Raw genomic sequence first — 18,090 nt, forward strand, 5'->3', positions numbered from 1 at the left:
TCGATAGTCTAGTGGCTGACTATCGGGCCAAAACTTAGGCAAAACGTTGAAATTTTTACCTCTAAAAGACTATTACCGCTCTTTATTTGTAGCATTATTTGTTCCCTTATTTGTGGCATTTTTACTGTGTTTGCACTTGTATAATATAAAAGTTGAGCGCGCCATAGAAAAACGTCAAGCCGATTTTGAACAAGTGTCGGCTCAAGTTAGCCATATAATGAGCTCGGTAAACGACTTTTTTGACAATGCCTTTATATCGTATCAGCAGCCTAGTGTTGAGCAGTTCAATCGCAACTTACTAGAAGGTATTAATCAATACGACAATTACTACTACCGCCACTTTAGCGAGCGCCAAGGCGAAATAGTCGGTAAAGGGCAGTTTGCTTTTTCTAACCGTGCGTTGATCCAATGGCAGCAAGCTACAACCCTAAGCCCAACGTTTAATACCGCGTTATCGCTTATGCAATCGTTATCGGCCGTTGCCTATGTTGATGATTCGGGGTTTGCCTATGTGGTAAGGCGTAATAAAAGCCAAAGCACTATGCTTAATAAAATTTTAAATGGTAATTTTAAGCCCACATTTATACCCGGCCAGCTTACCTCAAGCGCCATTGTTAAAATACGCGATAGCGCTTATTTTGCTATTGGCCGTAAAAAACAACCTAACTCGTCAGACTACATCATTTTAATATACGATTTAGAGGCCATGTCTAGCTGGCTTAAAAAGGTGGCACCAAGTGAAGGCGAATATGTGTTTATGAACCAGTCGCATCAAGTAATAGCCAGCTCTGTTAAGCAGTTAAATGAAGCAACAGCCCTAAAAGATTATTGGCCTGAATTAGCCCATGACAATGAAAAAATAAACTTAGTTAATAACACAAATGCGCAGTTTTTTATGCAAGCTATGGGGAATCTGCCCATTCATGCCGCCTTTTATGAGCCGCAAATAAAAGTGATCACGCCAATTAGGTATGAAGTTCTTTTGGAGTTTGCGTTTTTAACGTTATTTTTAAGCTTAATGTTTGCGGTATTTTTTTGGTTAAGCCAACGTATTTTTGTTAGGCCAATGACTCATTTAATGCAATATTTTGAACAAAATGATGCCCCTAAAGCCGCGCTTTCTAATTATCCCATCCCTTTAAATTGGCAACCTTGGTTTTCTCGCGTTAAATATGTATTTGATAAAAATGCACAGTTAGTTGAGTCGCTCCAAGAGGCTAATAAAGAACTTGATGAGCAGTTACAGCTGCAATCTCAAAAGCTAAAACGCAGCTACGAAGCAAAAGAGCGACACCTAGCGCTATTAAATACCATGCTAAATAGTGTGCCTGATCTTATTTACTTTAAAAATATTGATGGCTCTTTTTTAGGTTGTAATAAAGCATTTGAAGCCTATGTAGGCAAAGAGCAAGCTATCCTAGTCGGTAAGCGTATTGAAGATTTAGACAGCGACGATTTACAGTTAAGCCTACTAGAAAAGCAAGTTTTACAAACCAAAAGTAGCATTGAGCAACGTATAGATAGCACCGACAAATCGTATCAATTAACGATTGCCCCATTTTATAACGAGCACCAGCACTTGTTAGGCACTATGGGAATTGGGCGAGACATTACTGAGCAGCAGCAAACTCTATCGGCGTTAAAAGCGTCAGAATCTAAATTTAGAAGTGCAATAGAGTTTGCAGCAAACAGTGTGGTGTTACTTTCGCTTGAGCACACCATATTGCAAGTTAACAAAGCGGCTCGTAAGTTATTTTCACAGCAAGATGTTTTAACTGGTGAGCCACTAAAAATGCTGTTTGATGAGGCGCAGTGGCAAGAAATAAAAAATGCGCTTTGTCACTTATTAGATGATAAAAAACGGGTTTATCATTTAACGCTCTCACAAGGAAAACTAACAAGTTGGCTGCAGCTGAGTGTGTCGCTGGTGTGGGATGAAAACCGTGATCCCTCTTATTATGTTATTCATATTCAAGATGTAAGTGCGCTGACTAAAGCTAAGCATGACGCAGAACGCGCAACAATAGCTAAAAGCCGCTTTATTGCTAATCTAAGCCATGAGATCCGCACCCCTCTTAACGCTGTGTTAGGGCTGTTAGATATGATAGTAGAGCAAGGCTTAAAAAATAAGCAGCTGCAACAAACTAAGCAGGCTAAAAACGCAGCACAAAGCTTATTATTAATGCTAAACAGAATGCTCGATTTTGCCCGTGTAGAAAGTGCGCAAGCGCAAATTAAACCGGTGCCTTTTTGCTTAGTTGAACTGATTGATATTTGTGAGAGCTTAACAGCGCCATTGTGCCAAAACAAAGGGTTAAGTTTTAATATTGAAATAGATCCACTCATTAACCCCGCGCTGGTGGGGGATTCAATACGTTTGCAACAAATATTAGGTAACTTACTTACCAATGCCGTTAAGTTTACTAATAAAGGCAGTATTACCTTAAAAATGGTGCTTGAAGAAAATGACGTTTTAGATCAGCAACGTATTTGTTTTCACGTAATAGACAGTGGTGTAGGTATTGCTAAAGCTGACCAACGACGACTGTTTGATGCTTTTACTCAAGGCGATGAATCTTCTACGCGTATTCACCAAGGGGTCGGGCTTGGACTTGCTATAGTTAAACATGGTGTAGCCTTAATGGGCGGCGAAATTGCAATTAATAGTGACAAGGGCCGTGGATGTGAGTTTTTCTTTACTCTAGCGCTTGCGGTAGATACGGCTAAAAATAGTGTATTTATACCTAATACATTAGCCATTGTGAGCGATGACACTGTACAGCTAAATGAAGTGGTTAATGCCTACTCACAAGTGGTAGCTATTGATTTAGAAGAGGCGCTTCGCTACCCAATAAAGCTTGCTGATGCACAGCAACTGATTATTGATGAAACCACATTGAACGATTTATTAAAGGTTGAATCTATACACGAAACGCTCAGTGCCAACTCATACCCTGTGGTTGTGGTTAATCACGAACACACTTTAGCATTGCCTTGTACTACGCAAATCAACGCACAACATGTTAAAGCTACGGCGTTAGCTCAGCGCTTGATTAGCTTAAATGCTAATGCGGGGGCAGAGCCACCTAAAGCCGCTGAAAATAATGAAGAAGTAAAAAAAGATATATCGGGTCTACTTATTATGGCGGTTGATGATAACCCGCTTAATTTAGATATTATTAGTAGTGTGCTAAAACAGGCCCATATAAATGTAATAACGGTTACCAATGCGCCAGATGCAATAGAGCTGCTACAAATATTAAAACCAGATTTAATTTTGATGGACGTGCAAATGCCGCATATTGATGGTTGCCAAGCAACGCAATTGATTCGCCAACAGTTTGACGCGCGCCAGCTGCCTATTTTTGCTTTAACAGCACATTGTGAACCTGCAGATGTTGAGCGCTCACTTAGTAGCGGCATGAATAAGCATTTAACTAAACCTGTGGTTGCAGCTGTGCTGTTAGATGCAATTAGAGACGTAGACTTTATAAAACCTAAGTTTTATGACCAAAGCTTTGCGCTCACCCAGTTTAATTTTGATGAAAATTTACTGGCAACCATGGTCGGAAAGTTTGCGAAGTTGTGTGAAACGCAGTTAGAACAAATTGAAGAAAACACCCAGCGAGATGAAGTGGTACGCTTAGTGCATAGCATTAAAGGCGTGGCGGGTAACTTAGGTTTTATTAGACTTTCATTGTGTGCAAAACAATGTGAAACGCACCTTAAAACAACTAACGAGCCGCTTCAGCACACTTTAAAAGAGCTAATCATTCAGCTAAAGCAAGTGATTATATTTATTGAAACCTTAGGGGGACGGGATGTCGAAAAAAGCTAAAATACTGATTGTGGATGATGATCCCCTTAACCGGCTAGTGCTTGAAAAAACACTGGGCACGGAGCATGACGTATTTTTAGTCGAAAGCGGCGAAAAAGCGCTCACCTTTATTAAATTAAATCAGGTCGATTTAATTATTTTAGATGTGGTGATGCCAGGCATTGATGGTTATGAAGTGCTTGTACAGCTTAAAGAAAACCCTATTACTCAGTCTATTCCTATTGTGTTTATATCGGCTAATAATAGCCACACCGATGAAGCAAAAGGACTTGAATTAGGTGCAATGGATTACATCACTAAACCCTTTAATGCGTCTATAGTCAAAGTGCGGGTACGCAACCAATTACTGATCAAGCAAAAAAATGATTTGTTAGAAATGCTTGCCTCAATTGATGGTTTAACGGAAATACCCAACAGGCGTTATTTAGATGAAAACCTCTCTCGTGAATGGCGCAGAAGTAAACGTAATGGCTCGTGTTTGTCTGTTTTATTAATGGATATAGATCACTTTAAGCGTTACAACGATTGCTATGGCCACCGAGCGGGGGATGAGTGTTTAAAGCAGGTTGCCCAGGCGTTAGCAGCGCAATGTGAGCGTAGTACTGACTTTATTGCCCGCTACGGGGGGGAAGAGTTTGCTGCGGTATTACCCGATGTTAATAAACAACAGGCATTAGCATTTGCCCAAAAGTTAAGAAAAGCAGTAAACAGCCTCAATATAGAGCACAAAGCTTCGTTAAATGCAGATCACATAACAATCAGTATTGGCATTGCCAGTATGGAAAACGGCAATGCAAGTGCCGAACAAGCCTTACTCGAACAAGCTGACCTAGGGCTATATGCCGCAAAAGATGCAGGGCGAGATCAGGTGGTTGCGCTTAACTTATAATGTGGCTGTGTTTATATTAAAGCGTTATTTAAATCGGCCCCACACGTTAATGTTATTACCAAGTGGGGCTGCTTTACGCTACTAGCGATTATTTTGTGATCATGCCCAGTGCGCTTTCACCAATACCCACCAATTTATCATTTTTAAATACCAATGGCGTGCATTCATCTTTTGTTGTTTTGCCATCAGAGTGAATGCTGTTAGTCACGTAAAACAGTACCTGATACACATCATCGTCTTTTTTCAATAGCTCGGTAAAGTTTGGCGTTTTTAATTGCGCTAAAACAGATTGGTAGCTGCTATCCATTGTTAAATCTGCAATCGCTTCGCGGTTTTTTTTATGCTGATGTTGCCAGCTTGATGAGTCGTTACCTGCCCAGTGCGTTTCTGCTTCGCCATCTGATACGGCAATAACACAGCCTGTTAAAAACGGAGCAATAAGTGCAGCAGCTAAAAGTGATTTTTTCATTGTTATAGTCCTTGATGAGTTTTAATTTAATTATTTACTTATCAGGAGCAAGTAATAGGCCAATATAACAAAGTTATAAAATTCATAGGGTTAGATTGTGATGGCTGTTTTTAAGTGATTAATTATAAAAATCATTAGCAAAAACAGCCACTTTTTAGGTTTTTTAACGATTAAGCTAGCCTGCGTTTATTTAGCATAGCGAAAACACGTTACAGCTATTTACTAAATAGAATGAGGGACTTTGAGGCAGGTAAAACCTAGCCTCAATGCGGCTAATTATTATTGCAAATTGTTATTATACCAAGCGGTTACGAGACTCACCGTTAGTAAAGGCTGCAATATTTAGGCTTACCTCATTAATTAAGCGCACGATTGACTCTGTGCTGGCCCATGCAATGTGAGGTGTAAGAAGCAAGTTTTCGCCTGTGTAATTAGCCAGCGGATTAGAAGGCTCTGCCGGCTCTTTAGTAAGTACATCAACACCCGCACCGGCAATTAAATTTTGCTCTAGGGCTGTGGCTAAGTCGGCTTCATTTATAATGCCACCACGGGCGGTATTGATAATAATACTGCTGGGTTTCATCATTTTTAGCTCATCTAACGAAATTAAATCGCGTGTTTCATCAGTAAGCGGGCAGTGCACGCTAATTATATCAGCGGTTTCTAATACTTCTTCAAAAGGTGTACGACCTTCTCTACAAGAGGCGCCTTTACGCTCTGCAACCACTACATTGGCTCCAAAAGCTTGCGCTACTGTCGCCACACCTTTACCTAGCGTTCCACCACCTATAATGGCAAATGTTTTACCTTGTAAATCATTAAAGCTGTAATCTAATCTGCAAAACATCTCACTTTTTTGCCAAGCGCCTTGCTGGCAGTCGCGCTGGTAGCGGTGTGTATTACCTAATAAATTAGTTACTAACGAAAACGTGTGCTGTACAACCGAAGGGGTTGAGTAGCCTGCTACGTTGGTAACGGCAATACCAAATTCTTCAGCGGCGTTTAAATCAACATTATTAGTGCCTGTTGCACTTACGCAAATAAGCTTAAGCGTTTTAAGTTGGCTTATCGTATCGCGATTTAGCACAACCTTGTTGGTAATAAGGACGTCCGCGCCTTGGCTGTGAGCAACAACTTGCTCAGGTGACGTAAGTTCGTAAGTAGTTAGCTCACCTAGTTCTTCAATGCAAGTTAACGAGGTTTTAGCTAAAGTAGCGTTATCGAGAATGGTGATTTTCATTGTGTGTCCTATCTAAATGCGTACCGTAAAATGGCAAGAGCGTTTAAGGTACTACGAATACACACCTTTGTTAATGCTATTACTACCAAATGCTTAGTACAAAAAGTCAGGTTGCTGATAAAAGTTTAAATTGTCTGGTCTGCCCACTCAAATATAAATAACATGATATTTTAGCGGGCTATATCGCTGGGGCCTGTTTATCAATTGAGGTTGAACTCACTTTCCTGTGAAAGGCCAACAAGCCTTATTAACGTTGATAAAACTAAAAAACAATGCACCAACCCCTTTTTGTGTGGTCATAGACTGAAATGGCTCGCAAATAAGCATAACCAAATGGCTATTTCTTATTTAAGAGTGGCTGAGTTATAATCAAAATTATATATAAACGGTACGTTTTGCGTGCCGTTTTTTTAACATTGTAGATGCAGTAATGAGTGAATTAGAAGATAAGTACGCAGACATAAGACCTTACAACGACGATGAAGTTGCGGCCTCGCTAGCGCGTTTAATTAACGATAATGCGTTTATAGATGTAATAGCAAAGTACAACTTACCGCGCTTTATATCCGCTATGCCTTTTATTGCTCGTACACTGGTGAGAAGCCAGTTACGAAAAAAATGGGGTAAATTTACGAACGTTGAAGATGTACAAAACGAAGTTGCAAAGTATTTAGATAAACTTATAAAACGCACTACCTCAAAAGTTACCTTTTCGGGTTTAGACAAATTAGACCCGCAGCAGGCGTATTTATTTATATCAAACCACCGCGACATAGTGCTGGACCCTGCACTTGTTAATTGGGGTTTGTATCAACATAAAATGAAGACGGTGCGTATAGCAATTGGTGATAACTTATTGCAAATACCGTATATAACCGAGCTGATGCGCTTAAATAAAAGCTTTATCGTTAAGCGCTCAGCCAAAGCACCTAAAGAGATGCTTAAGGCGCTTACGCAGTTGTCGTCGTATATTTATGACTCGTTAACAGCAGGAAATTCTATTTGGATTGCGCAAAAAGAAGGGCGTGCAAAAGACGGCTTTGATCAAACCGATCCGGCACTTTTAAAAATGCTGCAACTTAATGGTCGTAAACAAAAGAAAGAATTTGGCGAGTACATTAAAGAGTTAAAAATTGTTCCGGTGTCTATTTCCTATCAGTATGAGCCTTGTGCAATTTCTAAAGCAAAAGAGCTTTATCATAAACAGCAGCACGGTGAATACGTAAAATCAGCAGGCGAAGACATAGCAAGTATTGTCGAAGGGTTTAGCTCTGCTAAAGGGCATGTACACTTAGCATTTGGACAACCGGTTGAAAGCGGCTGCGATGATGCTGATGAGCTGGCGCAAACAATTGATAAGCACATTGTTGAGTCTTTTTACTTACACCCAGGAAATTACATTGCCGGTGGGTGCAAGCAAGCAGTTATTGATGAGCCCGATACCGCCACTTTTGAGCAGCGTTTAGCCTTAGTGCCAGAGGAGCTAAAGCCACTTGTTTTAGCTATGTATGCAAAGCCATTTCAACGCAAAACTGAAATCACAAACAAAGTATGTGAGCAAAGCCATTAGGCAGCTGCGTTTGCAAATAGCGTAATAAAGCAGCGTAAACGCTGCTTTTTTTTTGTGCATAAATAACGCTATACTCATACAAAGCAATTAATCTACTTAGGGGGCGCAATGCAACAAATTGAAATATTTGATATTCCAAGCCCCTGTAAAAGTATTTGCCAAGTAAACAACCGAGGTTATTGCAAAGGCTGCTACCGAAGCCGGGATGAGCGCTTTAATTGGAATGCGTTAAGCAATGCGCAAAAAAAGAAAGTACTTAGCTTATGCCAACAACGCTACAAACGGTATTTACAAAAGCGCCAAGCAGCGCAATCACAAACCACTTTAGATAAACAACAAGGCTTTGAATTTTAAACCTTGCTGTACATGCTAGAGTTTTAAATTGTATTTTGCGCGCAATGCGCGACTAGTGCCGTTATCGTGTAGTTTATTTAAAGCATTCAATAATTTACTTACCAAAGCTGCGTGCTTTTTATGTACATAGTGATAGAGCGAAAATGTACTTAGCAGCTGGGTTTGCATACAGGTCTCTGGCAGGGAAAAGTTATCGGCTTTAAGCACAAAGTCGAGCATAATTGCCCCATCAACTTTATGCTGGGCTAGTAGGTTAAGTTGGGTCGTAATATTTTTTACTTCAATAATATTGCCGTTAAACTTATGCTCATTTAAGTAATGGTGCTGAACTGGATAGCCTGATAAAACCGCAATACTATCGAGCTTATCGAGTGTATTGGGTCGGCAGTTTTTAAACAGTAAAAGCTTATAGTCAAACAGTGGGTAGTTAATTCTGATCAGGTTTTTATTGTCCGCCTCTATACTTATATCGCGGCCAAGTTGGCCATCTAACACCCCATTATTGGCTGCTAATAAGGCATTTTGGCGATTAAAATCAATTATGTGTACTTCATAATTAAGTTCTTTATAGGCTAATGTGAGTAAAGCGAGCGCATAGCTTGCTTGAGCTGAGTCGGCCGGGCGGTTAAATATAACGCTATTGTGATTGGCGAGTGTAATTTTACTAAAAAATAAAACGACTAATAAAAACAAAGCATTGAGCTGTATCTGCAAGGTTACTTCCGTTTAAAATAAGGAGAGGGCAAATGAACGCAGCGAATAATACCAAAATAGTTTGGTTTTTGCCCATGTTTGTTGCTTTTTAAACAGTAAATGGGTTCAAATATACGTATAATAAATGCGGATAACTAACCGTACTTAGGAGTGGTTGTGAGTTTTAATTTATGTGCATTACCCCGAGAGCAAAAATATCAGATTCAATTAGATTACGAAGCCTCATTTTGGGCTTATCAAATTAAACGTAATAAAAAAACACGTGAGCAAGTTTATAACACGATTCATAGCCGCCCAGTGGCAGAGCAAACGTTTTTAAAGCAACAGTTTGAGCAGTATTTGGCGTTAATGCTAAGCTAATATATGTACACAGTACAAAAGTTAGACACACTTAAGATTCCATTAGTTAATAAGTTTTATGCACTGTATAGCGTAAGAGGACGTGCTAATAAGCAAGATCAGGTTTGGGTTGTTTACAGTGAAATGCAGATAGTTGCGGCGTGTCGGATACAAAATAAACACGATTTTTTATTTTTATCGACCGTATTTGTTGCCCCGCAGCACCGTGCAAAAGGGCTGGCAAAGCAACTTGTATGCGCCGCTATAAAACAGCAAAGCATGCCGCTTTACACCTTTGCTTATAAAAATATTACAGCTTTATATACGAGTCTTGGTTTTAACCAAGTATTAACATATACTCCTGGTTTAAAAGCACTTTTTGATATTTATACGCATCGAAATATAGTCGCACTCGAATACCTATAACAAAAACAACGGATCAAGCCATGAGTAAAGGCGTTCATTGGATCATTAGTTGCTGTATAGCTTTAATCGCTATATTTAGTTGCCAAGTTGGCGCACAGGTTAAACGTTTATCCCCCAGTGAAGGGCTGTCGCAAAGCTATGTGAACACTATGCTGCTTGATGATAACGGTTACCTATGGCTCTCTACCGAAGGGGGATTAAACCGCTATGATGGCTACCAAGTTGTTTCTATTAATGGCCCTAATGGCGAGCTTGAAGAAGCCATAATTGATTGTATTTACCAAGACCCCGCAGGCAATATTTGGATAGCCTCGTTACTTGCCGGCTTATTTAAATATGACCCAAGTACCGACACCTACCAGCAATTTATTTCTCAACCTACCAGCGAAAAACAAATTTTAAGCCAGTCGGTATTTAGTATGGCAGCGGTTGATGACAAAACCTTATGGATTGGGCGTGGTCGCGACTTTGCTAAATTAGATATTGAAACAGGTAAAATAACCAGCCTATTTGAGCTGCCTAAAGAATACGAAAACACCTTAGTCAGAGAGCTTTTTCATTACAATGGGTATATTTTTATAGGCACAAGCCATGGGGCGTTTGTATTTGATATCGCCTCTGAGCAAATTAGGCCGTTGCAGCATTTAAAAAGCAAAGCTGAGCATATTTATCAAAACAACGTTAAATCGTTTTCGGTTATTGAAAATAATCAGTTGTTAGTAGGCACCGTTAAAGGCTTGTATCAAGTTGATATTAGCGACTTGCCAGGCATGTTTGAACGCCCCGACATAGCATTTAAAAACCAAGCCGTTATTGCCGATTTAAATGTATGGCGCATCATCAACGAAGGCGAAAAGCTAGATCTGGCGACTAATAAAGGGCTCTTTAAATTTGATTTAAATAGCAAAGAGTTGGTAAAAAACACACGTATTACACAAAGTAAATACAGCCTATCTGATACCAGTATGATAGACATGGTAAAAGATAAATCGGGGGGATATTGGCTCGCTACTAAAACCGATGGTGCATTTTATCTGTCTAATAATACCTATCACTTTAGCAATATAGATGGTAGTAAACTGGGTGGCGATGGCCTTTCACATCCTTCGGTTTGGGGCATTACGGAGTATGGCAACAGCCTATGGCTGGCAACGCATAATGGCTTAACCGAAATTGATTTAGTCACTAACACCAGCCAAGTTTACTTAAAAAACCACAAAGTAGACTTATTGACTACCGAATTTAGCGTGTATGAAATTATTCCTTATAAGCAAAAGCTTTGGTTACATACAAACCGTGGGCTGTTTGAGTTTGACCCCATAACGCATCAAATTAACGAGCCAACAATAACAAACCCCAACAATAGAGCCTACATAGAAGGCTGGGTACACGGCGTAACCTTAATGCCTAACGGTGATTTGTATTATGTGCACTCAGATCACGGTATGTTTGTATATAATATTGATACTCAGCAGATCACCCGATTAGAAGGGGCCTTTAGCAAAATAGAGCCGTTTTTGGCGCATGGTTTTTCGCCAGCGCTGGCAACCAAGCCTGATATGCCCCTGTTTTTTAATGCGGGTATTTTATATCAGGTAAACCCATCCACATTAGCATTAAACACCATTTATAAAGTGCCAAAACAGCACGATAACGTGGCTATTAATGTGCTTTCTTACGTGGTCGATAACAACAATATCTTATGGATTTCACTATCTAATTTTGGCCTGATTGGGCTTGATGCAGCCAGTTACAAATTGGTACACACGATTGACTTAGAAAAAAATAAGTTAGGTACCTTACTTTATGACATGGTGCTTGATGATAATGGCATGATTTGGATGAGTAGCCATAAAGGCATATGGCGACTAAACCCAGAAACACTTCATTTTCAGCAGTTTACTACATCTGAGGGGCTGCTTTCTGCTGAGTTTAACAGCAGTGCCATGGCGCATTTAAGCGATGGGCGCATTGCCTATGGCAGCTTAAAGGGCATTACATATTTTCATCCGATGGAAAATCAAAATTACCACTCTTTAATTGATCATGTAAATATAACGCGAGTTGATTTAATGTCGCGCGACTTATCTATCGATTTAAAACAGCCATTAAATGAAATAGTCCTTAACCATGATGATATCGGTTTAGAGGTGGCGTTTTCGGCGATGGCCTTTAGCTATCAAGAGCGCATAATTTATGAGTACCAGCTCGATAACGGCCAAAAAACCTACACCCGTAATAATAATCGGGTGTTATTCCCTAAATTAAATCCAGGTAATTACCAGCTCAAAGTATGGGCTAAAGATCCATTAACCGGCGAGTACACGCCGCCTGCAGTGCTAAAAATTCGTGTTAAGTATCCTCTGTGGCGAGCGCCATATTTTATGGTGCTTTATGGCGTTTTGTTTATCGCATTTATTGCTTTTTGGGTAATGCGCCGCAACAAAATTCAGCGCATATTACTGGCCGCTAATAAAGAAAGTAAAGAAAGTGAAGCGCGATTAAAACTAGCCTTAGAGGGTAGTGAGTCTGGCATGTGGGATTGGCAGTCTACATCGAGTAGTATTTACCAGCCGCGCTTATGTAATGAACTGGGGTATGATCAAGAAAGCGTGAGCTTAGATGATTACCTAGCTAAAATTCACCCGCAAGATAAAGCGCTTTTCAGATTAGAATGGTTAGAATTTTTATCAACCGATAAAGGCTACTTTAATTGCACTTATCGTTTACGCCACGCTAAAGGCTATTGGCGTTGGTATAAAGACTTTGGCAAAGTGGTGGAATGGAGCGGACAACTTCCTAAAAAAGTAGCGGGTACTTACACCAATATGACCCGCGAAATGGTGTTTGAAGAGCATGCCCGTTTATTTACCGCTGCGTTTGAGCAAACCCGTGATTGGGTATTTATTCTTGATAAAAACTTTACGGTACGCGCCTCTAACAAATCGTTGCAAACGGCCTTTAACTTTCCTAGTGAGCCACGCTCTAGCCGCGCCCTTAATTTAGGTATATCGCGAAGTAATCGCTTTGACTACTTACGGATAATGCAAAAGCTAAATGTGGGTGAGCATTTTTCCTGTGAAGACTTAGTCACCCTTGCCAGTGGTGAGCAGCGCCATGTGTTAGTAAAAATAAGTGCAGTGGCCGACACTGAACACCGTTTAAGCAGCTACGTTATTATTTTAACCGACATTCATGCGCAAAAATTGGCTGAAAATGAGCTTCATATTTTAGCCAACTATGACTCATTAACCGGTTTGCCTAACCGTATGCTGTTTAACGACAGGGTTGAGCATGCGATTGAGCAAGCGCAAAATCATCAATGTAAAGTAGCTATGCTGCACATAAACATTAAGCGGTTTAAATACTTTAACGACTCATTTGGACGTGAAGCGGCTGATGAGCTAATAAAGCAAGTGGCTAAGCGTATTAAGCGCTCTTTGCGTCCTTCTGCAAGTGTTGCGCGCTTTGGTGGCGATGAATTTGTGGTGCTGGTGGAAGATGTGCAGCAAATTGAAGAAGTATTGCTTATTTGCTCTAAATTAATAGACTCTGTAAGCCAAAATATGGAATTTAATGGCCAGGTAGTAAACGTTAATTTAAGTATCGGGGTAGCAATAGCGCCTGATGACGCCGCAGATCATGCTGCGCTGTTAAAAGCTGCCAGTATAGCTTTGTACCATGCAAAAGAGTCTCTCGAAAGTAGTTATAAGTTTTACAAGCAGGAGATGAATCAGCATGTACAAAAAGCCCTGCATTTAGAGTCTTTGCTAACTAAAGCGTATCAAGAGCAAGAGTTTTGTAATTACTACCAGCCCATAGTAAATGCACACACTCAAAAAACCGAAGGTTTTGAAGTGTTGTTACGCTGGCCAGAAAACACTTTAGTGCCCACGCAAGAGTTTTCTTTAGCGGCTGAGAGCATAGGTTTAATAACAAAAATTATGCTGCAAACCTTTGCCCGTGCGTTGCAAGCCCTTAAACAATGGCGTGAGATTTCACCTCAGCTGTACTTGTCGATAAACCTCTCAGCACTTGATTTTGAATACGAAGAGCTTGTAACCGACATACATAAAGCGTTGAGCCACGCTAATGTGCCCTCAGAAGCCATAGTGTTTGAAATTACCGAGTCTATTTTAATGCGTGACTCTAAACATGCGCTGCACAGTATGGAAATGCTGAAAAAGCTTGGCTGTAAGCTCTACATGGATGACTTTGGAACAGGCTATGCCTCATTAACGTATTTAAAGCGTTTTCCTATCGATGTACTAAAAATAGATAGAAGCTTTGTGCAAGATATTGGCGTGGACTCGGATGATGAAGCCATTATTCAATCAACGCTTACCTTAGCTCATAGCTTAGGTAAAGAGTGTGTGGCTGAGGGCATTGAAAACAAACAACAGCTGCAGTTTTTAAAGCAGTTAGGGTGTAAGCATTTTCAGGGCTATTTATTTAGTAAGCCAGTACCTAAAGAAGCTGTTCCCGCACTGATCAAACAAGATTGGGGCAACATATTTAACCAGTAAAAATAAGCTTATTGGCGTTTACCACAGTGGCGGCAAAATAAATGGCTGTTGCGTTGATTAAGCTGCGTTTTAATTGCTTTATTGGCCTCAAGCTTACTTAAACCTAACTTGTAGCGCAGCTCCTCTAAGTGCAAACGCTGTGAGTCATCTAAACTGCCTTGGTGAATTTGCTCATGTACGGCATCTTCAAAAAATTGCCGGCGTTTACGTATTTGCTCCGAAAAACTTGAGGCAAGCAAGCCTGTAGGAATTGCCACCATTCCCATGCTCACCAAAGTAACTACGCCACCAAATAGTTTACCAAGTGGCGTTAGCGGTACAACATCACCATACCCAACCGTAGTGAGGGTCGCCATAGCCCACCACATAGCCGCAGGAATAGAGCCAAATTTATCTGGCTGAATATCGTGTTCCAATAAATAAATACCGCAGGAGGCAAGTATTAGCAGTACCGACATAATAAAAAACGCGGCCAGTAACGAGCTCGCTTCGTCTTTAAATGCTTGTAATAACAACTGCATTGCACGTGAATAACGAGTAAGTTTAAATACTCTTAACAGCCTTAATACACGTAAAAAACGCAAATCCAGAGGAAACACAAACATTAGCAAGCTGGGTAAAATGGCTATTAAATCGATGAGAGCCAAAGGTGATAAAAAATAATGCAGCCGGCGTTTTGCGTTTGAACCTTTTATAGCTGCGTATTTGCTTTTATCAACACAGGCCCAAAGCCTTGCAAGGTATTCAAGGCTAAAAATAGCCACCGAAATAACCTCTAATAGTAAAAGCTGCGGGTAATATACTTTGCTTATACTCGGTACTGATTCCAACACAATGGCAATAACGTTAAGCATAATTAAAGCAATCAGCGCGGTATCGAGTATATGCCCCGCTTTGCGGTAATCGCCAGTCCCTTCAAATACCTGCGCTAACGTTTGTCTTGCTGTGCTGCTCATGTGTTTAGCTTTAACAGCATATTAATACTGCCTTCTTCAAAATCACGGCTAATTGTAAAACCTAACTTACGGGCAAGCTCAATCATGCCGGTGTTCTCAGGCAGTGTTATGCCTTCAATTACTTCTACGCCTTGGCGCTTACAATGATTTATTGCAGCGCTCATAAGCAGCCTGCCAAGACCTAAACCTTGGTAGTCAGAGCGAACCACGGTTGCAAACTCAGCATGTAAATTATCAGGGTCCATAATAACGCGTGCTACACCTAGGGTGCGGCTTTTACCTTCAAAGCGCTGACAAACAATAAAGGCCATTTCTCGGTCGTAATCTATTTGCGTCATTTTTGCGAGCTGGTCGTGGTTAAACTGGGGCAGCTCACCAAAAAAGCGTTTGTAACGATCTTCTTTATTGAGTGATTGATCAAACTCTTGGTGGGCTTTTTCATCCTCCGGACGAATAGGCCTTAATGTAGCTCGCGTATTATTTTTAAGGGTTACTTCTTCTACAAGATCAATAGGGTAAGGGCGGATACACAAACGTTTACGATCGCTGCGTGCCTGATAGCGATTAACACTAATAGTGGCATCAAGCACTAAAAATTGCCCATTGCTGGCTAAAATAGGATTAAGTTCCATGGCACTTATATCGGGCTGATCGACAACAAGTTGAGATATACGTGTGAGCAGGGCGCATAAGCGATATTTATCGACTTTTTCTGGCAAAATGCGATCTTTTAATACGCCTTTATCGTTTGCTGCTGCAATGAGGTATTTAGCTAAGTTCATATTAAGCGGCGGCAAAGCAACGGCTGCTTGGGCATACTCTAACCCATTACCCGCTTCACCAAGTAATATAACAGGGCCAAAATTAGGCTCAGTTTTAATGGCAATTCGCAGCTCATTAGCGCCGGCACGCGGCGCCATTTTTTGCAATGAAAACCCTTCAATAACAGCATCTGGATAGGTGTTTTTAATTCGTATCAGCATGGCAAAGGCGGTTTGCTCAACCTCGTTTGCATCGTTTAAGTTAAGAACCACACCCCCTACTTCTGATTTTGAGGCAATACTTGGGCTAATCAACTTTAACGCTACCGGAAAGCCTAATTCAATTGCTTGCTCACGCGCCTCTGTGGGCGTGTAGGCTACTTCTGTTTGAATACACTCAACACCATAATGACTAAGAATTTGGCTTGCTTGATGAGTGGGTAAGTAGCTTTGCTCTTCTTCTAAAAATTCGTTAATGAGCGTAGTGGCCGCTGATTTATTTATTTTTGCATCATCGGTATTTGATTCGGGTGTTTGCGTTAAATGTTTTTGGTTACGACGATAACTAACTAAATGCATAAATGCGCCAACCGCACCCTCAGGCGTACGATAGGTTGGAATAGTGTGGTTAGAGCAAACACGCCTCGCAGCATAAGCCGCATCTTCACCCATAAAGTTGGTCATTACATAAGGGCGCGCCATCTTTGGTATTTTTTGTAAGGTTTGCACTATCATATCGGCGTAGTCTTCACTTGGTGCCAGTGCCGAAGGGGTATGAATAATAAGTAAGTTTTTAACTTCTTCGGCGCGAAGTAAAATTTCTAATGCTTGCTTGTAACGCGCCGGAGCAGAGTCGCCAAAAATATCGACAGGGTTAGATGTAGTATCCGATTGCGGAATAACTTGATTGAGTGCGGAGCGCGTTTGCTCGCTAAGCTGGGTAAGTTTACCCGAATTTAAAATAAGCTCATCTACCGCCATAACCCCTGGGCCGCCGCCGTTGGTTAAAATGGTTAACTGCTCAACTTTTAGTAATTTAGGGTGGATAGCGAGTGTTTGCGTGGCTGCAAAAAGTTCGCGCAAATCACTAACACGCAACATACCGGCGCGTTGAAAAAGCGCATCGTACACTGCATCAGAACTTTGCTTGCCACCGGTATGAATTTCAGCAGCCAGTGCGCCTGCTCCGGTTTTTCCCGTTTTAATGGCAATAACCGGCTTACTAAAGGCCGCTGCCCGTGCTGCCGAGATAAATCCGCGAATATCTTCAATATTATCTATGTAGAGCAAAATCGCTTTGGTTTTAGCATCGCGGCCTAAAAAATCGAGCAGCTCGTCAAAATCGATATCTAGGCAATCACCGACCGAAACAAAATACGAAAAGCCAATTTCTTTATTTTTAGCCCAATCTAAAATAGTGGAACACACCGCTGCGGATTGCGATATAAATGCCAGTTTCCCTGGTGCTGCAACTGTGTGAGAAAAGCTGGCATTAAGGCCAATATGCGGAATGAGCAGCCCTAAACAATTAGGCCCAAGCAAAGTAACGTGATGGGCATTTGCAGCGCGCTTTAAAGCTGTTTTTTGGCTCAATGAGAGCCCATCAGCAATCACAATTGCACTTTTACAACCAAGCTCACCTAGCTGCTCGATAATACTCAGTAAGGTATTTTTATTTGTACAAATAACGGCTAAGTCGGGCACTTTGGGCAGCGCGGCAATATCAGGGTAGGCAAGCACACCGTGTACCGCACTATGGGTAGGGGTTACGGGCATGATTGGCCCTTTAAACCCACCTTGTAATAAATTGCGCATAACCACAAACCCCGCGCGTGTGGGGGTATTCGAGGCGCCAATAACGGCTACCGAGGCCGGATTAAAAAATTGGCTGATGCGCTTTAAGCTCATGGCATATCCTTGGCTGATTATATTTTGCGTTATTTATAGTCTCAATGTACCCTGTTTGCTGTGTTATTTCGAGCGCATAGATACTTATTATTGATATCAA

At 41.0% G+C, this 18,090-nt stretch carries 12 protein-coding genes; 7 read left to right on the top strand and 5 right to left on the bottom strand.

The window, feature by feature from the left end; translation table 11 throughout:
- Positions 1-46: 46 nt before the first annotated feature.
- Together MTN96_RS19655 and MTN96_RS19660 are read left to right on the top strand one after the other, a co-directional pair.
- The gene (locus MTN96_RS19655) at positions 47-3,838 is read left to right on the top strand and encodes a PAS domain-containing hybrid sensor histidine kinase/response regulator (RefSeq protein ID WP_248532576.1); all 3,792 of its coding nucleotides are present in this window, start codon (positions 47-49) and stop codon (positions 3,836-3,838) included.
- On the top strand, positions 3,822-4,727 hold the full coding sequence (locus MTN96_RS19660; RefSeq protein ID WP_248442668.1) for a diguanylate cyclase: 906 nt from the start codon (positions 3,822-3,824) through the stop codon (positions 4,725-4,727). Before MTN96_RS19655 ends, MTN96_RS19660 begins: the two co-directional genes overlap by 17 nt.
- 88 nt (positions 4,728-4,815) lie before the next feature.
- On the opposite strand, the gene MTN96_RS19665 is transcribed toward MTN96_RS19660, so the two are convergent.
- Positions 4,816-5,196: a DUF3192 domain-containing protein gene (locus tag MTN96_RS19665; RefSeq protein ID WP_004585870.1), complete on the bottom strand. Its 381-nt coding sequence runs from the start codon at positions 5,194-5,196 to the stop codon at positions 4,816-4,818.
- A 295-nt stretch (positions 5,197-5,491) separates the two neighbouring features.
- Entirely contained in the window at positions 5,492-6,436 is a 945-nt protein-coding gene (locus tag MTN96_RS19670; RefSeq protein ID WP_024031528.1) for a D-2-hydroxyacid dehydrogenase, read from the bottom strand.
- Between the two features lie 430 nt (positions 6,437-6,866).
- Between MTN96_RS19670 and MTN96_RS19675 the strand changes: the two genes are divergently transcribed.
- Together MTN96_RS19675 and MTN96_RS19680 are read left to right on the top strand one after the other, a co-directional pair.
- Positions 6,867-8,006 carry a 1-acyl-sn-glycerol-3-phosphate acyltransferase gene (locus MTN96_RS19675; RefSeq protein ID WP_121638197.1) on the top strand — a complete coding sequence of 380 codons (1,140 nt, stop codon included), beginning with the start codon at positions 6,867-6,869 and terminating at the stop codon, positions 8,004-8,006.
- 108 nt (positions 8,007-8,114) lie between these two features.
- Positions 8,115-8,360 (top strand): DUF1289 domain-containing protein, encoded by a 246-nt coding sequence (locus MTN96_RS19680; RefSeq protein ID WP_029774393.1) that lies wholly within the window; start codon positions 8,115-8,117, stop codon positions 8,358-8,360.
- Between the two features lie 15 nt (positions 8,361-8,375).
- Here MTN96_RS19680 and MTN96_RS19685 read toward each other — a convergent pair whose 3' ends face one another.
- A complete protein-coding gene (locus tag MTN96_RS19685) occupies positions 8,376-9,074 on the bottom strand; it encodes an ABC transporter substrate-binding protein (RefSeq protein WP_248532577.1) in 699 nt (232 codons plus the stop codon).
- Between the two features lie 156 nt (positions 9,075-9,230).
- Between MTN96_RS19685 and MTN96_RS19690 the strand changes: the two genes are divergently transcribed.
- The 3 genes from MTN96_RS19690 to MTN96_RS19700 are packed head-to-tail and all read left to right on the top strand — an operon-like array spanning position 9,231 to position 14,365.
- Positions 9,231-9,434, top strand: coding sequence for a DUF3283 family protein (locus MTN96_RS19690; RefSeq protein ID WP_004586826.1), 204 nt, complete (start codon positions 9,231-9,233; stop codon positions 9,432-9,434).
- Positions 9,435-9,437: 3 nt separating this feature from the next.
- Positions 9,438-9,839, top strand: a complete 402-nt coding sequence (locus MTN96_RS19695) for a GNAT family N-acetyltransferase (protein ID WP_004586827.1) — start codon at positions 9,438-9,440, stop codon at positions 9,837-9,839.
- A 20-nt stretch (positions 9,840-9,859) separates the two neighbouring features.
- Positions 9,860-14,365 carry an EAL domain-containing protein gene (locus tag MTN96_RS19700; RefSeq protein WP_121636987.1) on the top strand — a complete coding sequence of 1,502 codons (4,506 nt, stop codon included), beginning with the start codon at positions 9,860-9,862 and terminating at the stop codon, positions 14,363-14,365.
- Positions 14,366-14,373: 8 nt separating this feature from the next.
- Here MTN96_RS19700 and MTN96_RS19705 read toward each other — a convergent pair whose 3' ends face one another.
- Both MTN96_RS19705 and MTN96_RS19710 read right to left on the bottom strand, forming a co-directional pair.
- Positions 14,374-15,321 (bottom strand): ion transporter, encoded by a 948-nt coding sequence (locus MTN96_RS19705; RefSeq protein ID WP_248532578.1) that lies wholly within the window; start codon positions 15,319-15,321, stop codon positions 14,374-14,376.
- Complete coding sequence (locus MTN96_RS19710) at positions 15,318-17,990, bottom strand: bifunctional acetate--CoA ligase family protein/GNAT family N-acetyltransferase (protein WP_096041183.1); 2,673 nt, start codon at positions 17,988-17,990, stop codon at positions 15,318-15,320. Before MTN96_RS19710 ends, MTN96_RS19705 begins: the two co-directional genes overlap by 4 nt.
- Positions 17,991-18,090 lie beyond the last annotated feature (100 nt).

Source organism: Pseudoalteromonas sp. 2CM28B, assembly GCF_023161935.1.